A 22,526-nucleotide genomic window follows, 5' to 3' on the forward strand; every position below is an offset into this window, starting at 1 on the left:
AAACGTCCCTCCAGGGAGCAGCGCCGGAGCGTAGCGACAAGCGTGGGGGCTGTTTTGTTTTGGATGATATTGTGAAGCGTATCGAAAAGCTCAGACGTTCATGCGAGGATCAGCAGCGTGCTCTGGATCAGGCTACGCGGGAGATTGCGCGCAGCCGGGCAAAGCGGTGGTACCTGTTGGGGGCAGGGTTGCTGTTCGGCGTGACGGTGGCTGGCATCTTTGCCTATCAGCTATTTCAGGCCGTCACACAGGGCTATCTGCTCGACTGCCCCCGCTTTTCGACGCTCAATTGCCATCGCCTGTTCCCGGGTGATGTGTCATATTGGGTGGGCATGGCCGTACGGGTTGTGGTGAGCGTGCTGTTTTTGTCTGCTGCGGTGGTGATGGCTGTTTTCATGCGGGCCTTGACCCGGCCTGCGCCTGTCCTGCAGATGATGCGCCAGCGCCTGCAAAGATTGCAGGCTGATCTGGAGGCACTGGAAGGCCGAGAGTAATTCCGACAGGGCGGGTGGCCCTGCACGGCAGATACGGCATGACGACCATGCTGTATCTGCGCAGTGCTGGTGCTGGTGCCTCAGAAGGTCACATCCATGCCCAGCCAGAAGGTGCGGCCCTGTTCGGCATAGCCGAACAGATCGGACTTGGCCTCGAGGTCGGTGTCGGTCAGGTTGGTGATGCCGGCACGCAGGTCCACCTGTCGGTTCAGCGCGTAGCGCACGTTGGCATGGAAGAGACTGTAGCCCGGGGCGCGTGCCAGTGCGTTGGATTCATCGGACATGTACTGGCGACCGATGTATTGCCATTCCAGCCCGGCATCGACCTGTCCCTGCTGCCAGCGCAGCGTGGTAGAGCTGCTGACAGAGGGACGGTAGGGCAGATCTTCCCCGGTATCGCGGTTGCGGCTGTGCAGCAGGTTGACCGAAGCATCGACCGAGAAGCCATGCGTCAGGGACTGGCTGGTTGCCAGTTCCATGCCGCGCAGGCGGCTGCGGGCGATATTGTCGTAGATGTAGGTCCGGCGTACGCCCTGGATGCTGACGAGGCGGGTGCTGATCAGGTTCTTGATCGAGCTTTCGAACACGGTGGCTGAATAGCTGCTGCGATCGCCTTGCCAGCTCAGGCCGAGTTCGTAGGAGCGACTGATTTCCGGCTTGATGTCGCTGTTGCCCAGGAATGTATGAGGCCCTTCTGCACCCACGTAGCTGCTGGAACTCTGCTTGAGCGTAGGCGCACGGAATGCGGTACCGAAGCCGGCTTTGACGGTCAGGCGATCGGTGGCATGCCAGACCGTATAGGCGCGTGGGCTGAAGCGTGAACCGAACGTGCCGTGGTGATCGTAGCGTCCGCCCAAGGTCAGGCCCAGGTCGTCGAGCAGGCGGATTTCATCCTGCAGGTAGACCGACCGGTGATCGACCTCGTCGGAACCGCCGATCATGCCATCATTGCGCAGGTACTCATTGCGATGTTCTGCCCCCAGCGTGAAGTCATGACGATTGCCCAGCGAGAAATAGGCGTTGCCATTCCAGATCCTGTCGCGCAGATATTGCGGACGGGTTGCCGCCACGCCGTTGCTGCGGCGGTTGGTGACATCGAAGCTCGAGACGGCATAGCTCATGTCGGTGCGCAATGCCTGCCAGTCGCTCTGCCATGACAGGCTCTTGTGTTCGCGGGTCAGGGCATATTCGTTGCGGTAATAGACCTGGCGGCTGTTGACGGTATCGTAGGCGCGGTCCTCAAGGGTGCGGCTGATGTCGGCCTGCAGACGTTGCCCCTGGATCGGCGTGAAGCCCAGTCGCGCACTGCCGCTGCGGCGGTTGCTGCTTTCGATGGAAGTCAGGCGGGGATCCTTGTCGGAGGCCACGCTGCCGCGCCGGGACTGCTCGGCGGTCATGCTCAGGTCGAAATGCTCGCCCAGCCCGCCGGATACCCAGGCCGACGCCTGGTGGCCATTGCCGCCATGGCCATTGGTGGCATCGCCGCGCAGCGAGAAGCGGGCCGTCCATTCATCCGGTGCCTTGCGGGTGATGATGTTGACGACACCGCCCAGCGCCTCGGAACCGTACAGAGCCGACATGGGGCCGCGTATGATCTCGATGCGTTCGATCTGCTCCATCGGCACCCAGCCGTACTGGTAGTCGGAATGGCCGATGTAGTCATCCGTCGACGAAATGCGCTGGCCGTCGACCAGCACCAGGGTGTGCTTGTCGTCGGCACCGCGAATGCCGAATGTCTTGCGCCCGGCCAGGCCATGACCGGTCACGGTGATGCCCGGCGTGCCGCGAATGGCTTCCAGCAGGTTGCTGGCACCTTTGCGGCGGATGTCTTCGGCCGTCACGACGCTGATCGAGGCAGGGGCGTCGTTCAGGTTCTGCTCGCTGCGGGTTGCCGTGACCACCACCGTGTCGAGCTGGTCGACCGGTGTGTCCGGCTGGGCAGCCAGCACGCCAGGTGTCAGGGCCAGGATCGGCAGGCAATGCATGAGTGTGTTTTTCTTCATGATCATTGCTCCGACGGCAGGGTGATCTTCAGCAGGCGCTCTTTCGCACCCTCGACGAAATCACCGGTCGAAGAGCGTGGACTGTAGACCTCCTTGAGGCCGACATAGAGACGTCGCTGCGCGGCATCGTAGGCCAGCTCGTTCGGCAGGGGACCGATGTCGAACGTACGGACAACGCTGTAGTCCTTGCCACTGATGACGCGGATGGTGCCTTCACGGAAATTGGCGACATAGGCCTCGTCGCGCTCCGGGTTGTAGGCGACGTTGATACTGCCGCGTCCGCTGCGCACAAAGGCCAGTTGCTTGCCGGTTTCCAGGTCGAATACATACAGGCCGTCCTGTTCTCCTTCGCTGCGGAAAATGTTCTGTGCAGCAAAGATCCGCTTGTGGGCATGGTCGATGCCGAGACTGAGCAGATTGGCGGCCTGCGGCTCGGCCTGGCTCATGTCCAGGCTGCGGACAACCTGCAGGGAGGCGGGATCGATGACATTGATATAGCCACTGCCGCCGGTATAGATGCGCTGCTCGGTATCGTCATAGGTCAGCGCGTAGCCGGTCCGAGGGTAGGCCCCTTCGACCTGGCCGACCAGTTCCAGCGTGTCGGGATCAATGACCAGCAGCTTGTGGTAGCGCCCCGATTCCGTCGAGGATTCGCCCGTGGCGCTGTAGCTGACGAAAAGACGGTTGACTTGCGGGACGTACACCATATGGCGCAGGCTTTCATTGCCCTTGAAATCTTCGGGCTGGATGGGCAGGCGCGCACTGGTCTGCTCCAGCGTGCCGGTCGCGATATCGACGCGGCTGATGCTCAGAGCACGGTTCTTGCCGTGGCTGACGAAGAGCTTGTTGTGCGTACGGTCCTGCGCCAGGGCGAAAGCCTGGTGCGGCATGGCCAGGCGCCAGCGCTTTTCCAGTGTGTCGGCATCGAAGGCATAGACATAGCCCAGGTCCTGGTCTGCCTGGGCCCGGTCGATAACGGCTGTCATGACCAGATTGCCGGGCGTGTTGTACTGGATTTCATACAGGCCTTCGGCAGCATGATCCAGATAGCCGACCTTCAGCGTGTAGTCGGCGACAGGCGCGGTAGTGGGCGGAGTGGCATGGGCGTGCGTGGTCATCGCGCAGGCCATGATGAGGGCGCGGAGCAGAGCGGAGGGAGACATGTGTGACAGGTGCAGCGAGTTGATGAATCGCTTTCTATTCTATGTTAATCAGAATTGTTTTTATTGGTAATTAATACTGATTTGTTTATTTATTGTCTTTTTATTGATGAAAGTCATGATTTCAATGGGCGATTTTGATCGGGTACCTGATCCGGTTTGATTGGAAACTGTCGTATGACGGAGAAGCCGGGCCCTGCCAAAGCGGGCGGCTACAATAGATGGTTTAACCCTGCGGCAGGAGCAGCCTGCAGCAGCGGCACCGGAACAGGCGGATCAAGGCAGACGTATGAGTGTCATCCAGTACTACGAGAAGGCGCTGGCCGAGCACGGCTATCAGCCGGATGCAGCGCAGCGCACGGCGATCGAGCGCCTGCAGCGCTATTACGACGAGTGGGTTGCCTTCAAGGCCGCCCGCTCCAGTTCGCTCAAGCGGCTGTTCAGCCGCCCGGAAGTGCCGCGAGGCGTCTACATGTGGGGGGGCGTCGGGCGGGGCAAGAGCTTCCTGATGGATGCCTTTTACGAAGCCGTGCCGTTGCGGCGCAAGACCCGCCTGCACTTCCATGAGTTCATGCGTGGCGTGCATCGCCAGCTCGAAGAGGTCAAGGGCAAGACGGATCCGCTCGACGAAGTGGCCCGGCGCATCGCCGCGAAGTACCGCCTGATCTGTTTCGACGAGTTTCATGTGTCGGACGTGGCCGACGCCATGATCCTGCACAAGCTGCTGGATGGCCTGTTCAGGCATGGTGTGTCGTTCGTGATGACCTCCAACTACGAGCCGTCCACGCTCTACCCGGATGGGCTGCACCGTGACCGCATCCTGCCCGCGATTGCGCTGATCAAGGAAAAACTCGATATCCTCAACGTGGATACCGGGGTAGATTACCGGCGGCGCGCGCTGGAGCAGGTCAAGCTATACCACAGCCCGCTCGACGAGGCTTCGCGCCAGGCGCTGGAACAGACCTTTGCGCGGCTGGCCGAAGGGCCGGAAGCCGCCGATCCTGTCCTGCATATCGAGAACCGCGATATTCGCCCTGTGCACATGGCGGCCAATATCGTATGGTTCGATTTCGCGACATTGTGTGGCGGCCCGCGTTCGCAGAATGACTACCTGGAACTGGCCAGCCGATTCGAGACGGTGATCCTGTCGGACGTGCCGCGCATGACGGCGCGGCAGGCCTCGGAGGCGCGGCGCTTCACCTGGCTGATCGATGTGTTCTATGACCACAAGGTCAAGCTCATCATGTCGGCCGAGTGTGAAATCGAGCAGGTCTATACCGAAGGGCCGATGGCCAACGAGTTCCATCGTACCGTGTCGCGCGTGCTCGAAATGCAGTCGCAGGAATACCTGGATCAGGAACGGCGCGCCACCGCGACGCTGTAGGCCGCCATCAGCCAGCCTGCCAGGAAGGCCACGCCGCCGATGGGCGTGATCATGCCGAGCCAGCGGATGCCGGTCAGTGACAGCAGGTACAGGCTGCCCGAGAACAGCACGATGCCGACCGACAGCATGGTGCCTGCGCGGCACAGGGCGCGGGCATCGTACTGGGCCGCCAGCCAGGCAATCGCGAACAGGCCCAGTGCATGCACCTGCTGGTATTGCACGGCCGTCTTCCAGACCTCCAGTTCCCGCTCCGTGAAACCGGGGGCCAGGGCATGGGCACCGAAGGCCCCGGCCGCGACGGCCAGAAACAGGTTGAGTGCGCCGAAGATGACAAGCTGGCGTTCGTTCATGGTACGACTCCAATGTAAACTGTCAGGACTTTTTCCTGTCCTTTCTGGTTGATTCATGAATACCCGTGTACTGACTGGCATTACCACTTCCGGCACACCCCACCTGGGCAATTTCGCGGGGGCGATCTGGCCTGCGATCCTGAGCAGCCGGCAGCCCGATGTGGACGCCTTCTATTTCATGGCCGACTACCATGCCCTGATCAAGTGCGGCGACCCTGCCCGGGTCGCGCGTTCGCGGCTGGAGATCGCGGCGACCTGGCTGGCCGCAGGGCTGGATCCGGAACGGGTCACATTCTACCGCCAGTCTGACATTCCCGAGATCCCGGAGCTGTCATGGTTCCTGACCTGCGTCACGGCCAAGGGATTGATGAATCGCGCCCATGCCTACAAGGCATCGGTGGACCAGAATCAGGCACAGGGCGTCGAGCCGGACGATGGTGTCACCATGGGGCTGTATTCCTACCCTGTGCTGATGGCGGCGGATATCCTGATGTTCAACGCGCATCGCGTGCCGGTTGGGCGTGATCAGATCCAGCATATCGAGATGGCACGCGATATCGCCCAGCGCTTCAATCATCTCTATGGCGCAGGCCAGGATTTCTTCGTGCTGCCCGAGGTGGCGATTGCCGAGGATGTGGCGACCTTGCCGGGGCTCGATGGGCGCAAGATGTCCAAGAGCTACAACAACACGATTCCGCTTTTCGAGGGGGGGGCGCAAGCGACGCGTGCCGCCATCATGCGCATCGTGACCGATTCGCGTCAGCCGGGCGAGCCCAAGGATGCCGAAAACTCGCACCTGTTCATGCTCTACAAGGCATTTGCCACCGAGGCCGAGAGCACGGCCTTTCGCCGTGAACTGGAAACCGGCCTGGGCTGGGGCGATGCCAAGCAGGCGCTGTTCGAACGTCTGGAGCAGACGCTGGCCCCGATGCGTGAACGCTACGAGAGCCTGATTGCCGCGCCCGAGCGCATCGAGGATATTTTGCAGGCCGGTGCCGCCAAGGCACGCCGCATCGCCACGCCATTCATGCAGACGCTGCGCGAGGCCGTCGGCCTGCGCCGGCTGGCAACGGTGTCGCAGGCCGGCACGCAGGCCGCCAGGGCCAAGGGCAAGGGCGGCAAGGCGGCGCGTTTCGTCAGCTATCGTGACGAAGACGGCAAGTTCAGGTTCCGGCTGCTGGATGCCGATGGCAGCCAGTTGCTGCATTCCGTGCCGTTCGACGAACCCCGCGCTGCGGGTGCCGCCAGCCGCAACCTGGTGGAACGGCAAAAAGACCTTGCCTGGGCGACGGTGCCGGAGGGCGGTGGACAGTTGTTGCTGGATGGCAATGTGCTTGGCTTTACGGCTGCCACGGATCTGGAGCCTGCACAGTTGCGCGTGCAACAGGCACTGGAAGCACTGGCGCAGCAGGACTGATTCCTGCCTGGCTGGCCGCATGGCATGCGGCCAGCCATCGACAATGGGTACGATACCAGCTTGTTAATTAGTAAATTCTAAATTAGAATTAAATAATTAATTAACCCAGGCAGGTGTGACATGCCCATCGAACCGATCGATCCCGGCCGCGCCGATTTTCTCCTGCGGCAGGGTGCTGTGCTGGTCGACATTCGTGATGTGGACGAGTACGCGCGCGAGCGCATTCCTCAATCCGTCAACATGCCGCTGGCGCAGCTCTGCCTGTCGGCACTGCCCGCTGGCAGCGAGGTTATCTTTCATTGCCGCTCGGGCCTTCGCACGCAGCGGGCGGCGGAGCAGCTTGCCGAGCAGGTCACCTGCCAGGCCTATTGGATCGAAGGCGGGCTGGATGCGTGGAAACGGCAGGGATTGCCGGTTGAGCGCGATCCCTCGCAGCCGCTGGAGCTGATGCGCCAGGTGCAGATCGTGGCCGGCAGCCTGGCGCTGGCCGGCACACTGCTGGGCAGCCTGCTGTCTCCCTGGTTTTTTGTCTTGCCCGGCCTGGTGGGGGCTGGCTTGATGTTCGCCGGTATCACCGGGTTCTGCGGGATGGCGCGTTTGCTGCTGCGCATGCCGTGGAATCGTTCCTTTCAGCAGCGGGAGTTCAAATCATGAAAAGCAATATCGGCGGTGTCGACCGCTTTCTGAGAATCGTGCTGGGCCTGCTCCTGATCGGGCTGACCCTGGGCGGGCAGATCGGTGCCTGGGGCTGGATCGGTGTAGTGCCTCTGGCGACCGGTCTGGTCAAGTGGTGCCCGCTGTACCTGCCGTTCGGCTGGAGCACCACCTGCAAGCGTCAGTGAATCTGCTGGTCGAAAAGCAGTGGCACGCCGCTTTGTCGCTCGAGCCGCTGCGCATAGGCCAGGACCGGCGCGGGGAATTCCAGCCCGCCGACAATGCTGAGGCAGCGCAGCAGTGGCCACAGCAGGATGTCGGACAGGCCGATTTCCTCGCTGCGTCCGTCGAGCAGCGTGGCCAGTTGTGCCATCAGCGGGTTGATCTGCGCGAGGAGCTCAGGGGTGCGCTGCAGCAGGGCATCGAGGTCGCCGAAAGCCTTTTGCTCACGCAGGCGATAGGCTTCGCGGGCCTCGGGCGTGGCCAGTTCTGCAAAGTCGCCTTGGGTGAAGCGCGGGATGATGAGGCCGAGCGCCGGTTTCCAGACAGCCTGGCCCCAGGCATCGAGTGCTGCGTCGGGTTTTGCTGTCAGTACGGGGGCACCGAGGCTCTCGACATATTGCACGATATCCAGGCTTTCAGCCATGTGGCTGCCGTCTTCTTTCTGCAGGATGGGAACGACCTTGCGGCCGACCAGCCGGGTGGGGGTGTCGGTGTCGCCTTCCATGATGATGGCGAGTTCGACCGGCAGTTTTTTCAGCCCGAAGATCATCCGGGCGCGCGTGCAGAATGGGCAGTGTTCGTAGATGTAGAGTTTCATGGCAGATCTCAGCGCTTGAGCTTGGCGAAGGCGGCGGCCATGGCGTTGTTGGATGGGGCGGCCGCTTCCTGCTGACGACCGCCACCCTGGCGACCCTGGTTGCGGCCACCGTTGTTGCGGGGGGCGGGCTGGTCGCCACTGCGTCGTGCCGGCAGTACGTCGTCCTTGAGCCGCATGGTGAGTGCAATGCGCTTGCGCGGCACGTCCACCTCCAGCACCTTGACCTGTACGGTCTGGCCGACACGGACTACGTCGCGCGGATCCTCGACGAATTTTTCCGACAGGGCCGAGATGTGCACCAGACCGTCCTGGTGTACGCCGATGTCCACGAAGGCCCCGAAGTTGGCCACGTTGGTGACCACACCCTCGAGCACCATGCCCGGCAGCAGATCGTTGAGCGTTTCGATGCCTTCCTTGAACTGGGCAGTCTTGAACTCGGGACGCGGGTCGCGGCCCGGCTTCTCGAGTTCGCTCAGGATGTCGCGCACGGTCGGCAGGCCGAAGCGCTCGTCGGTGAACTCGGCCGGCGATACGCCCTTGAGTGCCTCACGATTGCCCAGGACCTGTTTCACATCGGCCTGGATCTTCGTCAGGATGCGTTTGACCACAGGATAGGCTTCAGGGTGCACGGCGGAAGCGTCCAGCGGATTGTCGCCGCCGGGGATGCGCAGGAAGCCGGCCGCCTGCTCGAAAGCCTTGTCGCCGAAGCGCGGTACTTCCTTGAGTGCCTTGCGGTTGGGAAAGGCTCCGTGGCTATCGCGGTAGGCCACCATGTTGCGTGCCAGCAGGCTGTTGAGGCCCGAGACACGAGCCAGCAGGGCGGCAGAGGCCGTGTTCACATCCACGCCCACGGCGTTGACGCAGTCCTCGACCACCGCGTCGAGCGAGCGCGCCATTTCGCGCTGATTGACGTCGTGCTGATACTGGCCGACACCAATGGCCTTGGGTTCGATCTTGACCAGTTCGGCCAGGGGATCCTGCAGACGACGGGCGATGGACACGGCTCCGCGCAGGCTGACATCCAGATCGGGAAATTCGTTGGCAGCGGTTTCCGAGGCGGAATAGACCGAAGCACCCGCTTCGGAGACGACGACCCGGGTCAGTTTGAGTTCGGGCAGGCGATCGCACAGATCGGCCACCAGTTTCTCGGTTTCGCGCGAGGCCGTGCCGTTGCCGATGGCCACCAGTTCGATCTTGTGGCGGTGGGCGATGGCAGCCAGCGTGGCCATTGCGCCTTCGCGGTCGCGACGCGGCTCGAAAGGATAGACCGTGGCCGTCTCGACCAGTTTGCCGGTCTTGTCGATGGCAGCGACCTTGACGCCGGTGCGGATGCCGGGATCCAGGCCCAGTACCGACTTGGGGCCGGCCGGTGCGGCCAGCAGCAGATCCTTGAGGTTGGCGGCGAACACCCGGATGGCTTCGGTTTCCGCACTCTCGCGCAGGCGCGTGACCATTTCGGTCTCGAATGCGGGTGACAGCTTGACGCGCCAGGTCCAGCGGCAGACCTCGGCCAGCCAGCGTGCGCGCGGCGTGGCATCGAGTTCGAACAGACGGGGTCCGAGCTTGAGGAATTCGGCGACCCGGCTCACGCAGGGGTGCGGTACTTCGGCCTCGCGTTCGACATCCAGCCCCAGGCGCAATTCGAGCACCCCCTGCTGGCGGCCGCGCAGCAGCGCCAGGACACGGTGCGAGGGCAGGTTGCGCAGGGGTTCACTGAAATCGAACCAGTCGCGGAAGTTCTCGCCTTCGGCTTGCTTGCCTTCTGCAACCTTGGAGTACAGGAAGCCGGTCTGCCAGAGGTGATCGCGCATGTGCGACAGCAGGTCGGCGTGCTCGGCGAAGCGTTCGGCGAGGATGTCGCGGGCACCGTCGAGCGCCGCCTTGGCATCCGCCACGCCGGCCTCGGCGTTGAGGTAGCCTGCGGCCAGTACGGCAGGGTCAGCCTGCGTGTCAGCCAGGATGGCATCGGCCAGCGGTTCAAGGCCGGCTTCACGGGCAATCTGGGCACGCGTGCGGCGCTTGGGCTTGAAGGGGGCATAGAGATCCTCCAGGCGCTGCTTGGTGTCGGCCTCGGTCACGTCTTTCTTCAGGGCCGGGGTGAGCTTGCCTTGCTGGGCAATGGACTCGAGGATGGCACCGCGCCGGCCTTCCAGTTCGCGCAGGTAGCCGAGTCGGGTCTCCAGATTGCGCAGGACGGTATCGTCCAGGCCGCCCGTGGCTTCCTTGCGATAGCGGGCAATGAACGGTACCGTGGCACCTTCGTCCATCAGTGTGATGGCGGCATTGAGCTGCGCTGGACGGGCATTCAGTTCGGAGGCGAGCTGGGCGACGATGCGGGCGGCAACGGTGGCTTGCGGCTCCGGCGTATAGGTGGCCACGTCGGTCGGCTGTGCAGCGATGGAATCGGTCATGGGAACGGCGGACTCTCTTGGGTCTGGAAGATGGCAAAGCGGATGATTTTGCCACAAGTCGGTACGCACGATGCGTGACAGGCAGTATCATGCGAACCCATGTTCAAGGATGATCTCGCTTCGATTTTTGCGGAAGACGGCCCGTTCGCCCAGGGGGCACCCGGCTATCGCCTGCGCCCGGCCCAGCTGGAGATGGCGCAGGCCATTGCCGAGGCCATCCGCACGCGCGGTACGCTGGTGGCTGAAGCCGGCACAGGTACAGGCAAGACCTGGGCTTATCTGGTCCCGGCCATCCTGTCGGGCGGCAAGACCATTATCTCGACGGGTACCCGCACCTTGCAGGACCAGTTGTTCAAGCGCGATCTGCCCAAGGTGCGCAAGGCGCTGTCGGTGCCGGTAGCTGTGGCCTTGCTCAAGGGCCGTTCCAACTATGTCTGTCATTATCATCTCGAGCGGCTCGAGGAGGATGATCGCGGCTTTCGTTCGCGTACCGAAGCAGCACAGTTGCGCAAGATCCAGCTGTTTGCCAAACAGAGCCAGACGGGGGACAAGGTCGAGTTGTCGGCCGTACCCGAGAACGCCGATATCTGGAACCGCGTCAGCTCCACCCGCGAGAATTGTCTGGGGCAGGACTGTCCGCATGTGCGCGAGTGCTTCGTGATGAAGGCGCGCAAGCAGGCTCAGGAAGCCGAGGTGCTGGTCGTCAATCATGCGCTGTTCATGGCAGATCTGGCATTGCGCGAAGAAGGTATCGTCGATCTGTTGCCGCAGGCCGATACCGTGGTGTTCGATGAGGCGCACCAGTTGCCGGATACGGCGACCCGCTTTCTCGGGGAAAGCGTATCCACGCACCAATTGCTGGATCTGGCCCGCGATATGGCGGCCGTCGGCCTGGCACAGGCGCGCGAGGCGCTCAATTGGAGCGAGGCCGGTCGCCAGCTCGAACATGCCGTACGCGAGTGGCGCCTGAGCGCGGCCGCCATCGAGCAGATGCCCGGGCGCAAGGCCACGGCCGAGGCGCTGCCCGATGCCGACGGTTTCCATGCCGCGCTGGATGTGCTGATCGAACGCGTGGGCGAGGCAGCGGACCGGCTCAAGAAGATCGAGGAAAAGCACCCCGACCTGGCCGCCCAGGCCAAGGTCGCGCAGACGCTGCTGGGCAAGCTTGGCCAGTGGCTTAAACCGGAGGATCCTCAGGGCTGTGTGCGCTGGGTCGAGATGACGCACCAGGGCATGCGCCTGCACAGTGCACCGTTGTCGGTGGCCGAGGCTTTTTCCCGTTGCCGGCGCAAGGAGCAGGCCTGGGTCATGGTGTCGGCCACCCTGTCGGTACAGGGCAACTTTACCCACTTTACCCGCCAGTTGGGCCTGTGGGAGCCACAGGTTGCCAAATGGGAGTCGCCGTTCGACTATGCCTCGCAGGGGCTGCTGTTCGTGCCTTCGGATATGCCATTGCCCAGCAGTCCGGCTTTCAACGAACGCTTCATCGATACCCTGATGCCATTGCTGGATGCCTGTCAGGGCGGTGCGCTGGTGTTGTGCACCACGCTGCGCGCCGTGGATATCTTTGCCGACAGCCTCGTACGCCATTTCGAGGCACGTGGCTGGGACTGGCCGCTGCTGCGCCAGGGGCAGACCAGTCGCCATCTGTTGCTGGAGCGTTTTCGCACCGAGGCGCATGCCGTGCTGGTCGGCAGCGCCAGTTTCTGGGAGGGCGTGGACGTGCCGGGTGATGCCCTGCGGCTGCTGGCCATCGACAAGCTGCCGTTTGCCCCGCCCGATGATCCTGTCATCGAGGCGCGTCTGCGGTCCTGCCGCGAACGCGGCGGCAATCCATTCGCGGAATTCCAGCTTCCCGAGGCGGCCATTGCCCTCAAGCAGGGGGCTGGCCGGCTGATTCGCACCGAGCGTGACTGGGGTGTTCTGATGGTGGGGGATGTGCGGCTGGTGGACAAACCCTATGGCCGTCGCCTGTGGCGTGGCCTGCCACCGTTTGCGCGGACTCGCGATCTGCAGGTTGCGCTGGATTTCTACACGGACCGCATGGCAGAAGTGGATAAGCCCAGTACTGACTGATATGTAAAACGGGCCGGGCGAATCTGTTCGCCCGGCCCGTATCCACTACAAATTTATCTGCGCTTGGTTGACGCGTCGCTCAGAACCAGTTGAGCGGGTTCCACCACGATCGGTCCTTGCCGCCACTCTGCTCGTTGGCAAACGAACGGTTGGGGAAGTTGGCCTGTTGTACACGCAGGATGTCGTCACGCAGATCGGTCATGCCCAGCTTGTCGTAGGCGTTGTAGAGAATATCCAGCGCTTCCTCGGAGGCCGGCACGCCTTCGAAATCGGTAATCACGGCCTGGGCCCGGTTGATTGCAGCCACATAGGCATCGCGCTCGTAATAGTAGCGGGCGACGTGCACTTCGTTCATGGCGATGGTGTTGACCAGCCATGCCACGCGCAGCTTGGCATCAGGGGTGTAGCGGCTGTTGGGAAAACGCTCGATCAGTTCGTTGAATGCTTCGTACGACTGGCGCAGGCCCTTGGGGTCGCGCTCACTCGGGTCCTGCCCGGTCACGCTGCTCAGAAAGGCACTGTTGGGCGTGAAGTTGACCAGCCCCTTGAGATACAGCATGTAGTCGGTACCGGGATGGTTGGGGTAGAGCTGCTGAAAGCGGTCGATGGTGACCATCGCCTGCTCGGGTTCGTTGTCTTTCCAGTTGACGTAAGCGGTATCGATCAGGGCCTGCTGTGCATAGACACTGAACGGGTAGCGGCTCTCGATGCTTTGCAGGCGGGTACGTGCCTGGGCCCAGTTGCCGGCGGCAATTTCTTCCTTGGCATCGCGGTAGAGCCTGTCGGCACTCCAGCCCGCTGTGGGGTCAGGCTCCTTGTTACCGGTGCCGCCGCAGCCGGCGACCAGCAGCATGGCCAGCGCGAGCAGCATCGCCAGAAGCAGGCGGTGCGGTTGTGCAGCAGGGGAGAGGATGGCAGGAACACGAATCACGAAAGCACCCTTGGTGTTAGCATTGCGGGCAATTATAGGGCGTGTAGCGATGGATGATTCAATAAAACATTCCGGGGCGCATCCGGATGAAAGCGTCGACGAGTCGGCAGAGGATAGCGTGCTGCTGCTGACAGTGCCTGACGACAGTGACGTGGACCGGCTCGACAAGGTACTGGCCCGCCTTTTGCCGTCACATTCGCGCAGCCGCCTGCAGGGCTGGATCGAGGCCGGTCATGTGCTGCTGAATGGCCGGCCTGCCAAGGTGCGCCAGAGCGCCGGGCCGGGCGACGAGATCACGGTGCAGGCCCAGCCTGCCCCCGAAGATCTGGCTTTCATGCCCGAGCCCATCGAGTTTGCCGTGATTGCCGATGCGCCGGACTGGATCGTGGTCGACAAACCCGCCGGGCTGGTCACGCATCCCGGTGCCGGCAACTGGAGCGGCACGCTGCTCAATGGCCTGTTGCATCGTTACCCCGAACTTGCCAGGGTGGCACGGGCCGGTATCGTGCATCGGCTGGACAAGGACACATCCGGCCTGATGGTGGTGGCACGTCATGAGCAGGCGCAGACCTTGCTGGTGCGACAGCTTCAGGCGCGCAGCGTGGGCCGCGAATATGTGGCGCTGGTCCACGGCTGGCTGCGTCGTCCGGGCGTCGTCAGTCAGCCCATTGGTCGAGATCCCAAGGTGCCGGTGCGCATGAGTGTGACGCGGCCGGTGGCCCCCAAGGAAGCCATTACTCATTATGCGCCACAGCGCCTGGGGCGGCTGGATGGTCAGCCGGTCACCGAGGTGGTCTGTCGCCTGGAGACGGGGCGCACGCACCAGATTCGTGTGCATCTGGCCAGTCTGTCGCATCCGCTGGTGGCCGACGTGCTCTATGGTGGCCGGTTGCTGGGCGTAGCAGAGCGGCAGATGCTGCATGCCCGCGCCCTGCGTTTCGATGCACCCGGACAGGAGGGAGCATTGACCTTCGAGGCAGCCTTGCCGCAGGATATGCGGACGGTGCTGGATCAGGTAGACTGGCAGGATGGGTAGGCGATAGCCTCACAGGCCCAGTCGGATCGACACAAAAAGGGGGCAGGCATGCGGACTTTGGATGAGTGGGCGGGCTTGCCGTGTGTGTCCGGCCCGCAATGGGCAGGCGTGCACAGTCTGGCGACGACCCGCGAGGGTGGCTTCGGCAAGGCTCCCTACGATACGTTCAATCTCGGTGATCATGTCGGCGACGATCCACTGATCGTGCGCCGCAACCGGGAGCACCTGCGCGCAGCCTTGCCCAGCGTGCCAGTCTGGTTGCGCCAGGTGCATGGCGTGACGGTCCATGATGCAGATCTCGCCGGCTTGTCGACGGCAGAAAACCGCTCGATCGAAGCCGATGCCGCCGTCACCATGCAGCCAGGCCGGGTCCTGGCCATCATGACGGCCGATTGCCTGCCGGTCGTGCTCACGGATGCTTCGGCGCGCGTGCTGGGCGTGGCCCATGCCGGCTGGCGTGGATTGCTTGATGGCGTGCTGGAACGCACGCTGACACAGATGCAGGCCCGATTGTCCGAGGCGCAGGGCAGCACGCCTGACGCACCGGGTTGGCGCGCCTGGATCGGTCCGGCGATCGGGCCGCAGGCCTACGAGGTAGGGGAAGATGTGCATGCCGGCTTTCTGGCCAGGGCTCCCGAGGCGGCTTCCTGCTTCCTGCCGGTGGGCTGGAAGCCTGGCAAATGGTGGATGGACCTGCCTGCACTGGCAGTACAGCGGCTGCAGCGCGCCGGTGTGCAGGAGGTCGAATGGTGTGGTTTCTGTACTGCCACGGATCGCCGTTTCTTTTCCTATCGGCGTGCCAATGTGACGGGTCGAATCGCCACGCTGGCCTGGCTGGACGAGGCTTTTCCAGGTTGACAGCATGGGTTTGCTGATGCAAGATGATTTCGATCAAGAATTGATATATAGTGAGTGAATATTTCTGGATGCTACAAAGCGAGGTGCGAGAGTGAAGGCAGCGCAAGGCAAGCAGGATACGTATTCCCCCCCTTCCATGGATCCTGCATTGCTGCAGGCCATTCAGGACGAGTTTCTGCAGGAATGGAGCGGATTGATGGATGCGGCCCGACAGGGGGCGCTCCCGGCACTCAAGGACCGACGCTTTGCGGCCGAGGCGTGGCAGCAAAGCCAGCCTCATCTGCTGCTGGCCCATCTTTATCTGCTGTCGACGCGCACGCTCAAGCGCATGGCCGATGCGGCCGACCTGGGTGATTCCACGCGCCAGCGCCTGCACTTTGCCCTCATGCAATGGACCGATGCGCTGGCACCGTCCAATTTCCTGGCACTCAATCCCGATGCCTTGCAGAGCATGATCGACAGCAAGGGCGCCAGCCTGCAGGCTGGCCTGAGCAACTTCCTGCAGGATGTCGGTCGTCGCCGTATTTCCCAGACCGACGAGAGCCAGTTCGAGGTGGGCGGCAATGTGGCCACCACGCCGGGCCAGATCGTCTATGAAAACCGCTTTTTCCAGTTGATCCAGTACGCGCCGCAAACGGACAAGGTCTACGAGCGACCGTTGCTGTTCGTGCCGCCCTGCATCAACAAGTACTACATCCTTGATTTGCAGCAGCACAATTCGCTGGTGCGCCATGCCGTCGAGCAGGGGCATCGCCTGTTCCTGGTGTCCTGGCGCAATCCGCTGCCCGAGGATCAGGATCTGCTGGCAGCTACCTGGGATGACTATATCGAACAGGGCGTGCTGGAGGCGATTCGTGTCGTGTCCGACATCACGGCGCAGCCCAGGATCAATATCCTGGGGTTCTGCGTGGGTGGCACGTTGCTGGCGTCGGCGCTGGCGCTGGCCAAGGCACGGGGTCAGGACCTGGCCGAATCGATCACGCTGCTGACAACCATGCTGGATTTCAGCGACACGGGCATACTCGATGTGTTCGTCGATGAAACCCACACCCGTCTGCGCGAGCAGACCATCGGGCAGGGCGGCCTGCTGTCGGCACAGGAATTGGCGACGACCTTTTCGTTCCTGCGCCCCAACGAGCTGGTCTGGAACTATGTGGTCGGCAATTACCTGAAGGGCGAGTCGCCCAAGGCTTTCGACCTGCTTTACTGGAACAGCGACAGTACCAATCTGCCTGGGCCTTTCTTTACCTGGTATTTCCGCAATACCTACCTGGAAAACAATCTTTGCCAGCCGGGCCGGCTGTCCGTGGGCGGACAACCCCAGGACCTGCGCCTGCTCGACATGCCGGCCTATGTCTTCGGTTCGCGCGAGGATCACATCGTGCCCTGGAAGACGGCCTACCTCAATACCGGCATCCTGCAGGGGCCGATCCGCTTCGTGCTGGGGGCGTCCGGGCACATCGCCGGGGTCATCAATCCTGCCGCCAGCAACAAGCGAAGCTACTGGGCCGAAGAGGGCATGGCTGCGCCGGGCGCTCTGCCGCAGCAGGCCGACGACTGGTTTGCTAGGGCTGCAGAGCATCCCGGCAGTTGGTGGCCGGACTGGATGAACTGGCTGTCGGGCTATGCGGGCAAGCAGGTGGCGGCCAGGAAGCGACTGGGCAGTACCGCCTATCCGCCGATCGAGCCGGCACCCGGCCGCTACGTCAAGGTACGTGCAGTCTGATTTATAGAGCTTATAGAAACAGCACAATTATGATGTGCAAGACCGGAAACGCAGGGTCCGCTCCGGCGATCCTGCTTTCCCAAAGGAGAGAGAGATGAGTGAAAAACTGGCGTACGTAACGGGTGGCATGGGTGGTATCGGTACGGCGATCTGCCAACGGCTGGCTCGCGATGGTTATCGTGTGATTGCAGGTTGCGGCCCAAGTCGTGATCACGAACAATGGCTGGCCGACCAGACCGAGCAGGGGTTTTCCTTTATCGCATCGGTTGGCAATGTATCTGACTGGGAGTCCACGGTTGTTGCGTTCGAACGCATCCGTGCCGAGCATGGTCCCGTCGATGTGCTGGTCAACAATGCCGGCATTACCCGCGATGGCCTGTTTCGCAAGATGTCGCTGGATGACTGGCGTGCCGTGATCGATACCAATCTCAACAGCCTGTTCAACGTGACCAAGCAGGTGATCGACGGCATGGTCGAGCGCCAGTGGGGGCGCATCATCAATATCAGTTCGGTCAATGGTCAGAAGGGGCAGTTTGGCCAGACCAACTATTCGACTGCCAAGGCCGGCATTCATGGCTTCACCATGGCATTGGCTCAGGAGGTCGCCAGCAAGGGGGTGACGGTCAACACCATTTCTCCGGGTTATATTGGTACGGATATGGTTCGGGCCATTCGTACCGATGTGCTCGACAAGATCGTCGCCACCATTCCCGTGCGCCGCCTCGGTTCTCCCGAAGAGATCGCGTCGATGGTGGCATGGCTGGCTTCCGACGATGCCGGGTTCGCAACGGGAGCGGATTTCTCGCTCAACGGCGGACTGCACATGGGTTGAATTTGTAGGAAATCGATATGACGCAAGCCAAGACCGGCGCGCCGCAGCGCCTGATCAAGAAATACCCCAACCGCCGGTTGTACGATACGCAGACCAGTTCCTACATTACGGTTGCCGATGTCAAGCAACTGGTGCTGCAGCACGAGGTGTTCCAGGTGGTCGACGCCAAGAGCGGCGAGGATCTGACACGCAGCATCCTGCTGCAGATCATTCTCGAGGAAGAAAGCGGTGGCATGCCGATGTTCTCGTCGGAGATGCTGGCCCAGATCATCCGCTTCTATGGCAATGCCATGCAGGGCATCATGGGGTCGTATCTCGAAAAGAACATGCAGGCCTTCATCGATATCCAGAATCGCATGGCCGAGCAGACCAAGGGGCTCTATGGCCCGCAGTTCGGTCCCGAGGCCTGGGCCCAGTTCATGAACCTGCAGACACCGATGATGCAGAACATGATGAACAACTACGTCGAGCAGAGCAAGAACATGTTCGTGCAGATGCAGGGGCAGATGCAGGATCAGACCCGCAGTATGTTTACAGGCTTTGGTTTTCCCGGCGGGCGCGGCCCCGATGGCAAGCAGTAGAGGGTGAAGCGTGTAGTGGATGGCAGGGTGCCGTGCGGCACCGATGCCATGCCTACTCCTTGCTGAAGCGGCTGCCGATCAGCGAGAGGATCGCCAGGATCATGAAAATGAAAAACAGGATCCTGGCCAGTGCGATGGCACCGACCTCGATACCGCTGTATCCGAGTGCGCCGGCGACGACGGCGATGATGAAAAATACGATCGAATATTTAAGCATTGTCAAAATCCCCTGCGGCCGTATCATTTTGTGACGGAAGGGCAATGTCACATGAACAGTGGCTTTGGGGGCCATGATACGAGGGGATGCAGGAAAAGATTATTCCGTATGTAATATTTTGTGGGTGATTTTAGGTGGGCCTCTGTAGTAGCATTGTTTTATCTTGTTGATTTTCAAGGATAACGTGCATGGCCAATGATTCCGCCCGCAGACCGAAAGTTGTGATTAATCCACCTGTTTTCTTCGGCTCGGCCGGCATCATCATGGTGATCCTGGCGCTGACGCTGGCCTTCAAGCAAGAGTCGCAACAACTGTTCGCGCAGGTGCAGGACTGGATCGTCATCAATGCCAGCTGGTTCTATATCCTGGCCGTGGCACTGATCCTGATGGCTGCCATATTCTGCATGGTGAGCCGCTATGGCAACATCAAGCTCGGGCCCGATCACAGCCAGCCCGACTACAGCAATGTCACCTGGTTTGCGATGCTGTTCTGCGCCGGTATGGGCATCGGGCTGATGTTCTTCGGCGTGGCCGAGCCGCTGATGCACACCCTGCAGCCCCCCGTGGGCGATGCCTCCACGGCAGCGGCTGCGCGCGAGGCCATGCAGATCACCTTTTTCCACTGGGGCCTGCATGCCTGGGCGATCTATGCCATGGTGGCGCTGATCCTGGCCTTCTTCGCGTTCAGGCATGGCTTGCCGCTGACCCTGCGGTCGGCGCTCTATCCGCTGATCGGCGAGCGGATCTACGGTCCCATCGGCAATGCCGTCGATATCTTCGCCATCATCGGTACGGTGTTCGGCGTGGCGACTTCTCTGGGCTTTGGCGTGCTGCAGATCAACAGCGGCCTGAACTACCTGTTCGGCATCCCGGTCGGGGTGCCCGAGCAGGTCATCCTGATCGTGGTCACGACCACGCTGGCCACCCTGTCTGCTGCCAGCGGACTGGATAAGGGTATCCGCCGCCTGTCCGAGCTGAACATGATCCTGGCGGTTGCACTCATGCTGCTGATCCTGTTCCTGGGGCCGACCGTATTCCTGATCAAGGCCTATGTGCAGGCGACCGGCACCTACCTGTCGGGCATCGTCAGCAAGACCTTCAATCTGTATGCCTATGAGCCGACCGAGTGGCTGGGGGGCTGGACCCTGTTCTACTGGGGCTGGTGGCTGTCCTGGTCACCGTTCGTGGGCATGTTCATCGCCCGTGTGTCGCGCGGCCGAACCATTCGCGAATTCATCGCCGGAGTGATCTTCCTGCCGGCCGGTTTCACGTTCCTGTGGATGACGGTGTTCGGCGAAAGCGCGATCAGCATGTACTTGCAGGACGGCCTGACCAGCCTGGCCGATACCGTGCAGAACGACAATTCGCTGGCGCTGTTTGCCTTTCTGGAGCAGTTCCCGTTCTCTTCGTTCCTGTCCGGCCTGGCCATCGTCATGGTGGTGATTTTCTTTGTGACCTCGGCAGATTCGGGCGCGCTGGTGGTTGATATGCTGGCTTCGGGCGGCAAGGAACATACGCCAATCTGGCAGCGCATCTTCTGGTCAGTGGCGGCCGGCCTGGTGGCAATCGTGCTGCTGCTGGCAGATGGTCTGCAGGCGTTGCAGACAGCTACCATTGCCAGTGCGCTGCCGTTCTCGGTCATCCTGCTGGCGTCGGTATGGGGGTTGCTCAAGGCGCTCAGCCTGGATATCACCAAGCGGGGTACCTACTATCGTACTCACCTCGCGCCGCGCACCGGTGGTTCCAGCGACAACTGGCAGCAGCGACTGCGAACCATGATGATGTTTCCTCGGCGGACCCACGTCACCCGTTTCGTGACCGACGTGGTGCAGCCGGCCTGCGAAGCGGTGGCTGCGGAGCTGCGCGACAGGAATGTTGACGTCAAGGTCGTGCAGGACGACAATGGACGAATCAGGATGGAAGTCCTGCATGGCGATGAAGTCGATTTTGTCTACGAAGTCCGGCCTCGCGCTTATGTACAGCCTGCGTTCGCCTTCCGCGATACGGAAGATGAGCGCGAAGACCGCAAATACTTCCGTGCCGAGGTTCACCTCCAGGAAGGTGGGCAGAATTACGACATCATGGGATGGAGCCGCGACGCCATCATCAGCGACATTCTCGACCAATATGAAAAGCACCTGCATTTCCTGCATCTGGTCCGCTGACACACCTGCTTCGCAGCGCCGTTGCCGGGTTGACCCGGCTGGCTGCGGGGCTTTTCGGTCGTTCTGTCAAAAATATGCGGTATAACTTGATCTCACGCAACGACAGGGCAGCCAATTTGCCCTAGTCTCGCGTGACATTATCTACAGGGTATCAGGAATGACTTGGTTTAAACCTTTGGTGCTGGCTGGACGTGAGTTGCTGCCGGTGGTACAGGGCGGCATGGGCGTAGGCGTATCGGCCCACCGGCTGGCCGGCGCTGTCGCCAGCGAGAATGCGGTCGGCACGATTGCCAGCGTCGATCTGCGCCACCATCATCCTGACCTGCTCGAACAGACCGAGAAGTGCAAGGACCGCGAGCTGATCAACCAGGTCAATCGCGTGGCACTGGATCGCGAGATCAAGGCTGCCCAGACGCAGGCCAAGGGGCGCGGCATGATTGCGGTCAACGTCATGAAGGCAGTGCGTGATCACGTCGAATTGGTGCGCCAGGCGTGCGAAAGCGGTGCCGATGCCATCGTCATGGGTGCCGGTCTGCCGACCGATCTGCCCGAGATGACCGAGGATTATCCCAAGGTCAACCTGATTCCCATCCTGTCCGAGGTGCGCGGTGTCGGCATCGTGCTCAAGCGCTGGATGAAGAAGGGTCGCAATGCGGCCGCCATGGTCATCGAGCATCCCGGCTTCGCTGCGGGCCACCTGGGTGCAGCCAAGATCGAAGAATTGCGCAATGACCGCTTCGATTTTGCCCGCGTGCTGCAAGGCTGCCACGACCTGTTCCGCGAACTGGGTCTGGGCCGAGATGCGCCGCGCCTGATCGTGGCCGGCGGTATCGATTCGCACGACAAGGTCAAGCACTGGCTCAACAATGGTGCCGATGCGGTGCAACTGGGTACTGCCTTTGCCGTGACCGAAGAGAGCGACGCGCACGTCAATTTCAAGAAGGTGTTGATCGGTGCCGAACAGGGCGATCTGCGCGAGTTCGTCAGCGTGGCTGGTCTGCCGGCGCGCGCCGTGGGCACACCCTGGCTCAACCGCTACCTGCGCAGCGAAAGCACGCTGCAGGCCAATGCCAAGTCCGATCCGCGCCGTTGCTCGCAGCGCATGGACTGCCTGACGCACTGCGGCCTGCGTGATGGTATCGAAAAGATCGGCCAGTTCTGCATTGACCTCAAGCTGGCCGCAGCACTGCGCGGCGAGGTCGATCGTGGCCTGTTCTTCCGGGGGGCGGGCAAGCTGCCGTTCGGCGACCAGATCCGCACGGTGCGCGAATTGATCGATTATCTGCTGACCGGCAACCGCCCGGCCCAGGAACAGAAAATCTCCTTCTTCGAAAAGCCGGTCGCTGCGCTGGCCTGAGCACTCGATATGAAACGCCCTGAGGCTGCAGGGCGTGTGCTGGATCCACTATAA

General features: G+C 61.9%; 20 protein-coding genes. 13 read left to right on the plus strand and 7 right to left on the minus strand.

Annotated elements, in window-relative coordinates:
- The first annotated feature begins 71 nt into the window (after positions 1 to 71).
- The gene (locus ABN482_RS10850) at positions 72 to 494 is read left to right on the plus strand and encodes a hypothetical protein (RefSeq protein WP_349504008.1); all 423 of its coding nucleotides are present in this window, start codon (positions 72 to 74) and stop codon (positions 492 to 494) included.
- A gap of 80 nt (positions 495 to 574) precedes the next feature.
- Here ABN482_RS10850 and ABN482_RS10855 read toward each other — a convergent pair whose 3' ends face one another.
- The gene (locus ABN482_RS10855) at positions 575 to 2,497 is read right to left on the minus strand and encodes a TonB-dependent receptor plug domain-containing protein (RefSeq protein ID WP_349504009.1); all 1,923 of its coding nucleotides are present in this window, start codon (positions 2,495 to 2,497) and stop codon (positions 575 to 577) included.
- A 2-nt stretch (positions 2,498 to 2,499) separates the two neighbouring features.
- Positions 2,500 to 3,660 carry a YncE family protein gene (locus ABN482_RS10860; protein ID WP_349504010.1) on the minus strand — a complete coding sequence of 387 codons (1,161 nt, stop codon included), beginning with the start codon at positions 3,658 to 3,660 and terminating at the stop codon, positions 2,500 to 2,502.
- 286 nt (positions 3,661 to 3,946) lie between these two features.
- Here ABN482_RS10860 and zapE point away from each other — a divergent pair, with 286 nt between their 5' ends.
- Positions 3,947 to 5,041, plus strand: a complete 1,095-nt coding sequence (gene zapE / locus ABN482_RS10865) for a cell division protein ZapE (protein WP_349504011.1) — start codon at positions 3,947 to 3,949, stop codon at positions 5,039 to 5,041.
- Here zapE and ABN482_RS10870 read toward each other — a convergent pair.
- Complete coding sequence (locus tag ABN482_RS10870; protein ID WP_349504012.1) at positions 5,011 to 5,391, minus strand: DUF423 domain-containing protein; 381 nt, start codon at positions 5,389 to 5,391, stop codon at positions 5,011 to 5,013. The two genes, zapE and ABN482_RS10870, sit on opposite strands and share 31 nt — an antisense overlap.
- 55 nt (positions 5,392 to 5,446) lie before the next feature.
- Between ABN482_RS10870 and ABN482_RS10875 the strand changes: the two genes are divergently transcribed.
- The 3 genes from ABN482_RS10875 (at position 5,447) to ABN482_RS10885 (ending at position 7,650) form a co-directional block, all read left to right on the plus strand.
- Positions 5,447 to 6,808 carry a tryptophan--tRNA ligase gene (locus ABN482_RS10875; RefSeq protein ID WP_349504013.1) on the plus strand — a complete coding sequence of 454 codons (1,362 nt, stop codon included), beginning with the start codon at positions 5,447 to 5,449 and terminating at the stop codon, positions 6,806 to 6,808.
- Between the two features lie 120 nt (positions 6,809 to 6,928).
- A complete protein-coding gene (locus ABN482_RS10880; RefSeq protein WP_349504014.1) occupies positions 6,929 to 7,462 on the plus strand; it encodes a rhodanese family protein in 534 nt (177 codons plus the stop codon).
- Positions 7,459 to 7,650: a YgaP family membrane protein gene (locus ABN482_RS10885; protein WP_349504015.1), complete on the plus strand. Its 192-nt coding sequence runs from the start codon at positions 7,459 to 7,461 to the stop codon at positions 7,648 to 7,650. Before ABN482_RS10880 ends, ABN482_RS10885 begins: the two co-directional genes overlap by 4 nt.
- Here the strand turns inward: ABN482_RS10885 and grxB are convergent.
- Both grxB and ABN482_RS10895 read right to left on the minus strand, forming a co-directional pair.
- Positions 7,644 to 8,282 (minus strand): glutaredoxin 2, encoded by a 639-nt coding sequence (gene grxB / locus ABN482_RS10890; RefSeq protein ID WP_349504016.1) that lies wholly within the window; start codon positions 8,280 to 8,282, stop codon positions 7,644 to 7,646. The two genes, ABN482_RS10885 and grxB, sit on opposite strands and share 7 nt — an antisense overlap.
- An 8-nt stretch (positions 8,283 to 8,290) precedes the next feature.
- The gene (locus ABN482_RS10895) at positions 8,291 to 10,693 is read right to left on the minus strand and encodes a Tex family protein (RefSeq protein WP_349504017.1); all 2,403 of its coding nucleotides are present in this window, start codon (positions 10,691 to 10,693) and stop codon (positions 8,291 to 8,293) included.
- Positions 10,694 to 10,792: 99 nt separating this feature from the next.
- On the opposite strand from ABN482_RS10895, the gene yoaA reads away from it, so the two are divergent.
- Positions 10,793 to 12,769 carry a DNA repair helicase YoaA gene (gene yoaA / locus ABN482_RS10900; RefSeq protein ID WP_349504018.1) on the plus strand — a complete coding sequence of 659 codons (1,977 nt, stop codon included), beginning with the start codon at positions 10,793 to 10,795 and terminating at the stop codon, positions 12,767 to 12,769.
- A gap of 79 nt (positions 12,770 to 12,848) precedes the next feature.
- Here yoaA and ABN482_RS10905 read toward each other — a convergent pair whose 3' ends face one another.
- Complete coding sequence (locus ABN482_RS10905) at positions 12,849 to 13,640, minus strand: outer membrane protein assembly factor BamD (RefSeq protein ID WP_502877281.1); 792 nt, start codon at positions 13,638 to 13,640, stop codon at positions 12,849 to 12,851.
- 109 nt (positions 13,641 to 13,749) lie between these two features.
- On the opposite strand from ABN482_RS10905, the gene ABN482_RS10910 reads away from it, so the two are divergent.
- From ABN482_RS10910 to phaR, 5 genes are all read left to right on the plus strand, one after another.
- Positions 13,750 to 14,736, plus strand: a complete 987-nt coding sequence (locus ABN482_RS10910; protein WP_349504019.1) for an RluA family pseudouridine synthase — start codon at positions 13,750 to 13,752, stop codon at positions 14,734 to 14,736.
- A gap of 48 nt (positions 14,737 to 14,784) precedes the next feature.
- Positions 14,785 to 15,594, plus strand: a complete 810-nt coding sequence (pgeF, locus tag ABN482_RS10915) for a peptidoglycan editing factor PgeF (protein WP_349504020.1) — start codon at positions 14,785 to 14,787, stop codon at positions 15,592 to 15,594.
- 136 nt (positions 15,595 to 15,730) lie between these two features.
- Positions 15,731 to 17,320 (plus strand): class I poly(R)-hydroxyalkanoic acid synthase, encoded by a 1,590-nt coding sequence (gene phaC, locus ABN482_RS10920; protein ID WP_349504071.1) that lies wholly within the window; start codon positions 15,731 to 15,733, stop codon positions 17,318 to 17,320.
- Between the two features lie 94 nt (positions 17,321 to 17,414).
- Entirely contained in the window at positions 17,415 to 18,152 is a 738-nt protein-coding gene (gene phbB / locus ABN482_RS10925; RefSeq protein ID WP_349504021.1) for an acetoacetyl-CoA reductase, read from the plus strand.
- Between the two features lie 17 nt (positions 18,153 to 18,169).
- Positions 18,170 to 18,733 (plus strand): polyhydroxyalkanoate synthesis repressor PhaR, encoded by a 564-nt coding sequence (gene phaR / locus ABN482_RS10930; RefSeq protein ID WP_349504022.1) that lies wholly within the window; start codon positions 18,170 to 18,172, stop codon positions 18,731 to 18,733.
- Positions 18,734 to 18,785: 52 nt separating this feature from the next.
- Here phaR and ABN482_RS10935 read toward each other — a convergent pair whose 3' ends face one another.
- A complete protein-coding gene (locus ABN482_RS10935; RefSeq protein ID WP_349504023.1) occupies positions 18,786 to 18,950 on the minus strand; it encodes a DUF1328 domain-containing protein in 165 nt (54 codons plus the stop codon).
- A gap of 188 nt (positions 18,951 to 19,138) precedes the next feature.
- Here ABN482_RS10935 and ABN482_RS10940 point away from each other — a divergent pair, with 188 nt between their 5' ends.
- On the plus strand, positions 19,139 to 21,115 hold the full coding sequence (locus ABN482_RS10940; protein WP_349504024.1) for a BCCT family transporter: 1,977 nt from the start codon (positions 19,139 to 19,141) through the stop codon (positions 21,113 to 21,115).
- Between the two features lie 157 nt (positions 21,116 to 21,272).
- Entirely contained in the window at positions 21,273 to 22,472 is a 1,200-nt protein-coding gene (locus ABN482_RS10945) for an NAD(P)H-dependent flavin oxidoreductase (protein WP_143857738.1), read from the plus strand.
- Positions 22,473 to 22,526 lie beyond the last annotated feature (54 nt).

The sequence above is a fragment of the Corticimicrobacter sp. genome, assembly GCF_040137905.1.
Lineage (GTDB): Bacteria > Pseudomonadota > Gammaproteobacteria > Burkholderiales > Burkholderiaceae_B > Corticimicrobacter.

Coding starts and splice junctions, on each gene's coding strand:
- ABN482_RS10895 (WP_349504017.1), bottom strand. CDS start 10,693: ATGACCGATTCCATCGCTGCACAGCCGACCGACGTGGCCACCTATACG.
- zapE (WP_349504011.1), top strand. CDS start 3,947: ATGAGTGTCATCCAGTACTACGAGAAGGCGCTGGCCGAGCACGGCTAT.
- ABN482_RS10880 (WP_349504014.1), top strand. CDS start 6,929: ATGCCCATCGAACCGATCGATCCCGGCCGCGCCGATTTTCTCCTGCGG.
- ABN482_RS10940 (WP_349504024.1), top strand. CDS start 19,139: ATGGCCAATGATTCCGCCCGCAGACCGAAAGTTGTGATTAATCCACCT.
- ABN482_RS10935 (WP_349504023.1), bottom strand. CDS start 18,950: ATGCTTAAATATTCGATCGTATTTTTCATCATCGCCGTCGTCGCCGGC.
- phaC (WP_349504071.1), top strand. CDS start 15,731: ATGGATCCTGCATTGCTGCAGGCCATTCAGGACGAGTTTCTGCAGGAA.
- yoaA (WP_349504018.1), top strand. CDS start 10,793: ATGTTCAAGGATGATCTCGCTTCGATTTTTGCGGAAGACGGCCCGTTC.
- ABN482_RS10870 (WP_349504012.1), bottom strand. CDS start 5,391: ATGAACGAACGCCAGCTTGTCATCTTCGGCGCACTCAACCTGTTTCTG.
- ABN482_RS10875 (WP_349504013.1), top strand. CDS start 5,447: ATGAATACCCGTGTACTGACTGGCATTACCACTTCCGGCACACCCCAC.
- phbB (WP_349504021.1), top strand. CDS start 17,415: ATGAGTGAAAAACTGGCGTACGTAACGGGTGGCATGGGTGGTATCGGT.
- grxB (WP_349504016.1), bottom strand. CDS start 8,282: ATGAAACTCTACATCTACGAACACTGCCCATTCTGCACGCGCGCCCGG.
- ABN482_RS10945 (WP_143857738.1), top strand. CDS start 21,273: ATGACTTGGTTTAAACCTTTGGTGCTGGCTGGACGTGAGTTGCTGCCG.
- ABN482_RS10910 (WP_349504019.1), top strand. CDS start 13,750: ATGGATGATTCAATAAAACATTCCGGGGCGCATCCGGATGAAAGCGTC.
- ABN482_RS10860 (WP_349504010.1), bottom strand. CDS start 3,660: ATGTCTCCCTCCGCTCTGCTCCGCGCCCTCATCATGGCCTGCGCGATG.
- ABN482_RS10905 (WP_502877281.1), bottom strand. CDS start 13,640: ATGCTGCTCGCGCTGGCCATGCTGCTGGTCGCCGGCTGCGGCGGCACC.
- ABN482_RS10855 (WP_349504009.1), bottom strand. CDS start 2,497: ATGAAGAAAAACACACTCATGCATTGCCTGCCGATCCTGGCCCTGACA.
- phaR (WP_349504022.1), top strand. CDS start 18,170: ATGACGCAAGCCAAGACCGGCGCGCCGCAGCGCCTGATCAAGAAATAC.
- ABN482_RS10885 (WP_349504015.1), top strand. CDS start 7,459: ATGAAAAGCAATATCGGCGGTGTCGACCGCTTTCTGAGAATCGTGCTG.
- pgeF (WP_349504020.1), top strand. CDS start 14,785: ATGCGGACTTTGGATGAGTGGGCGGGCTTGCCGTGTGTGTCCGGCCCG.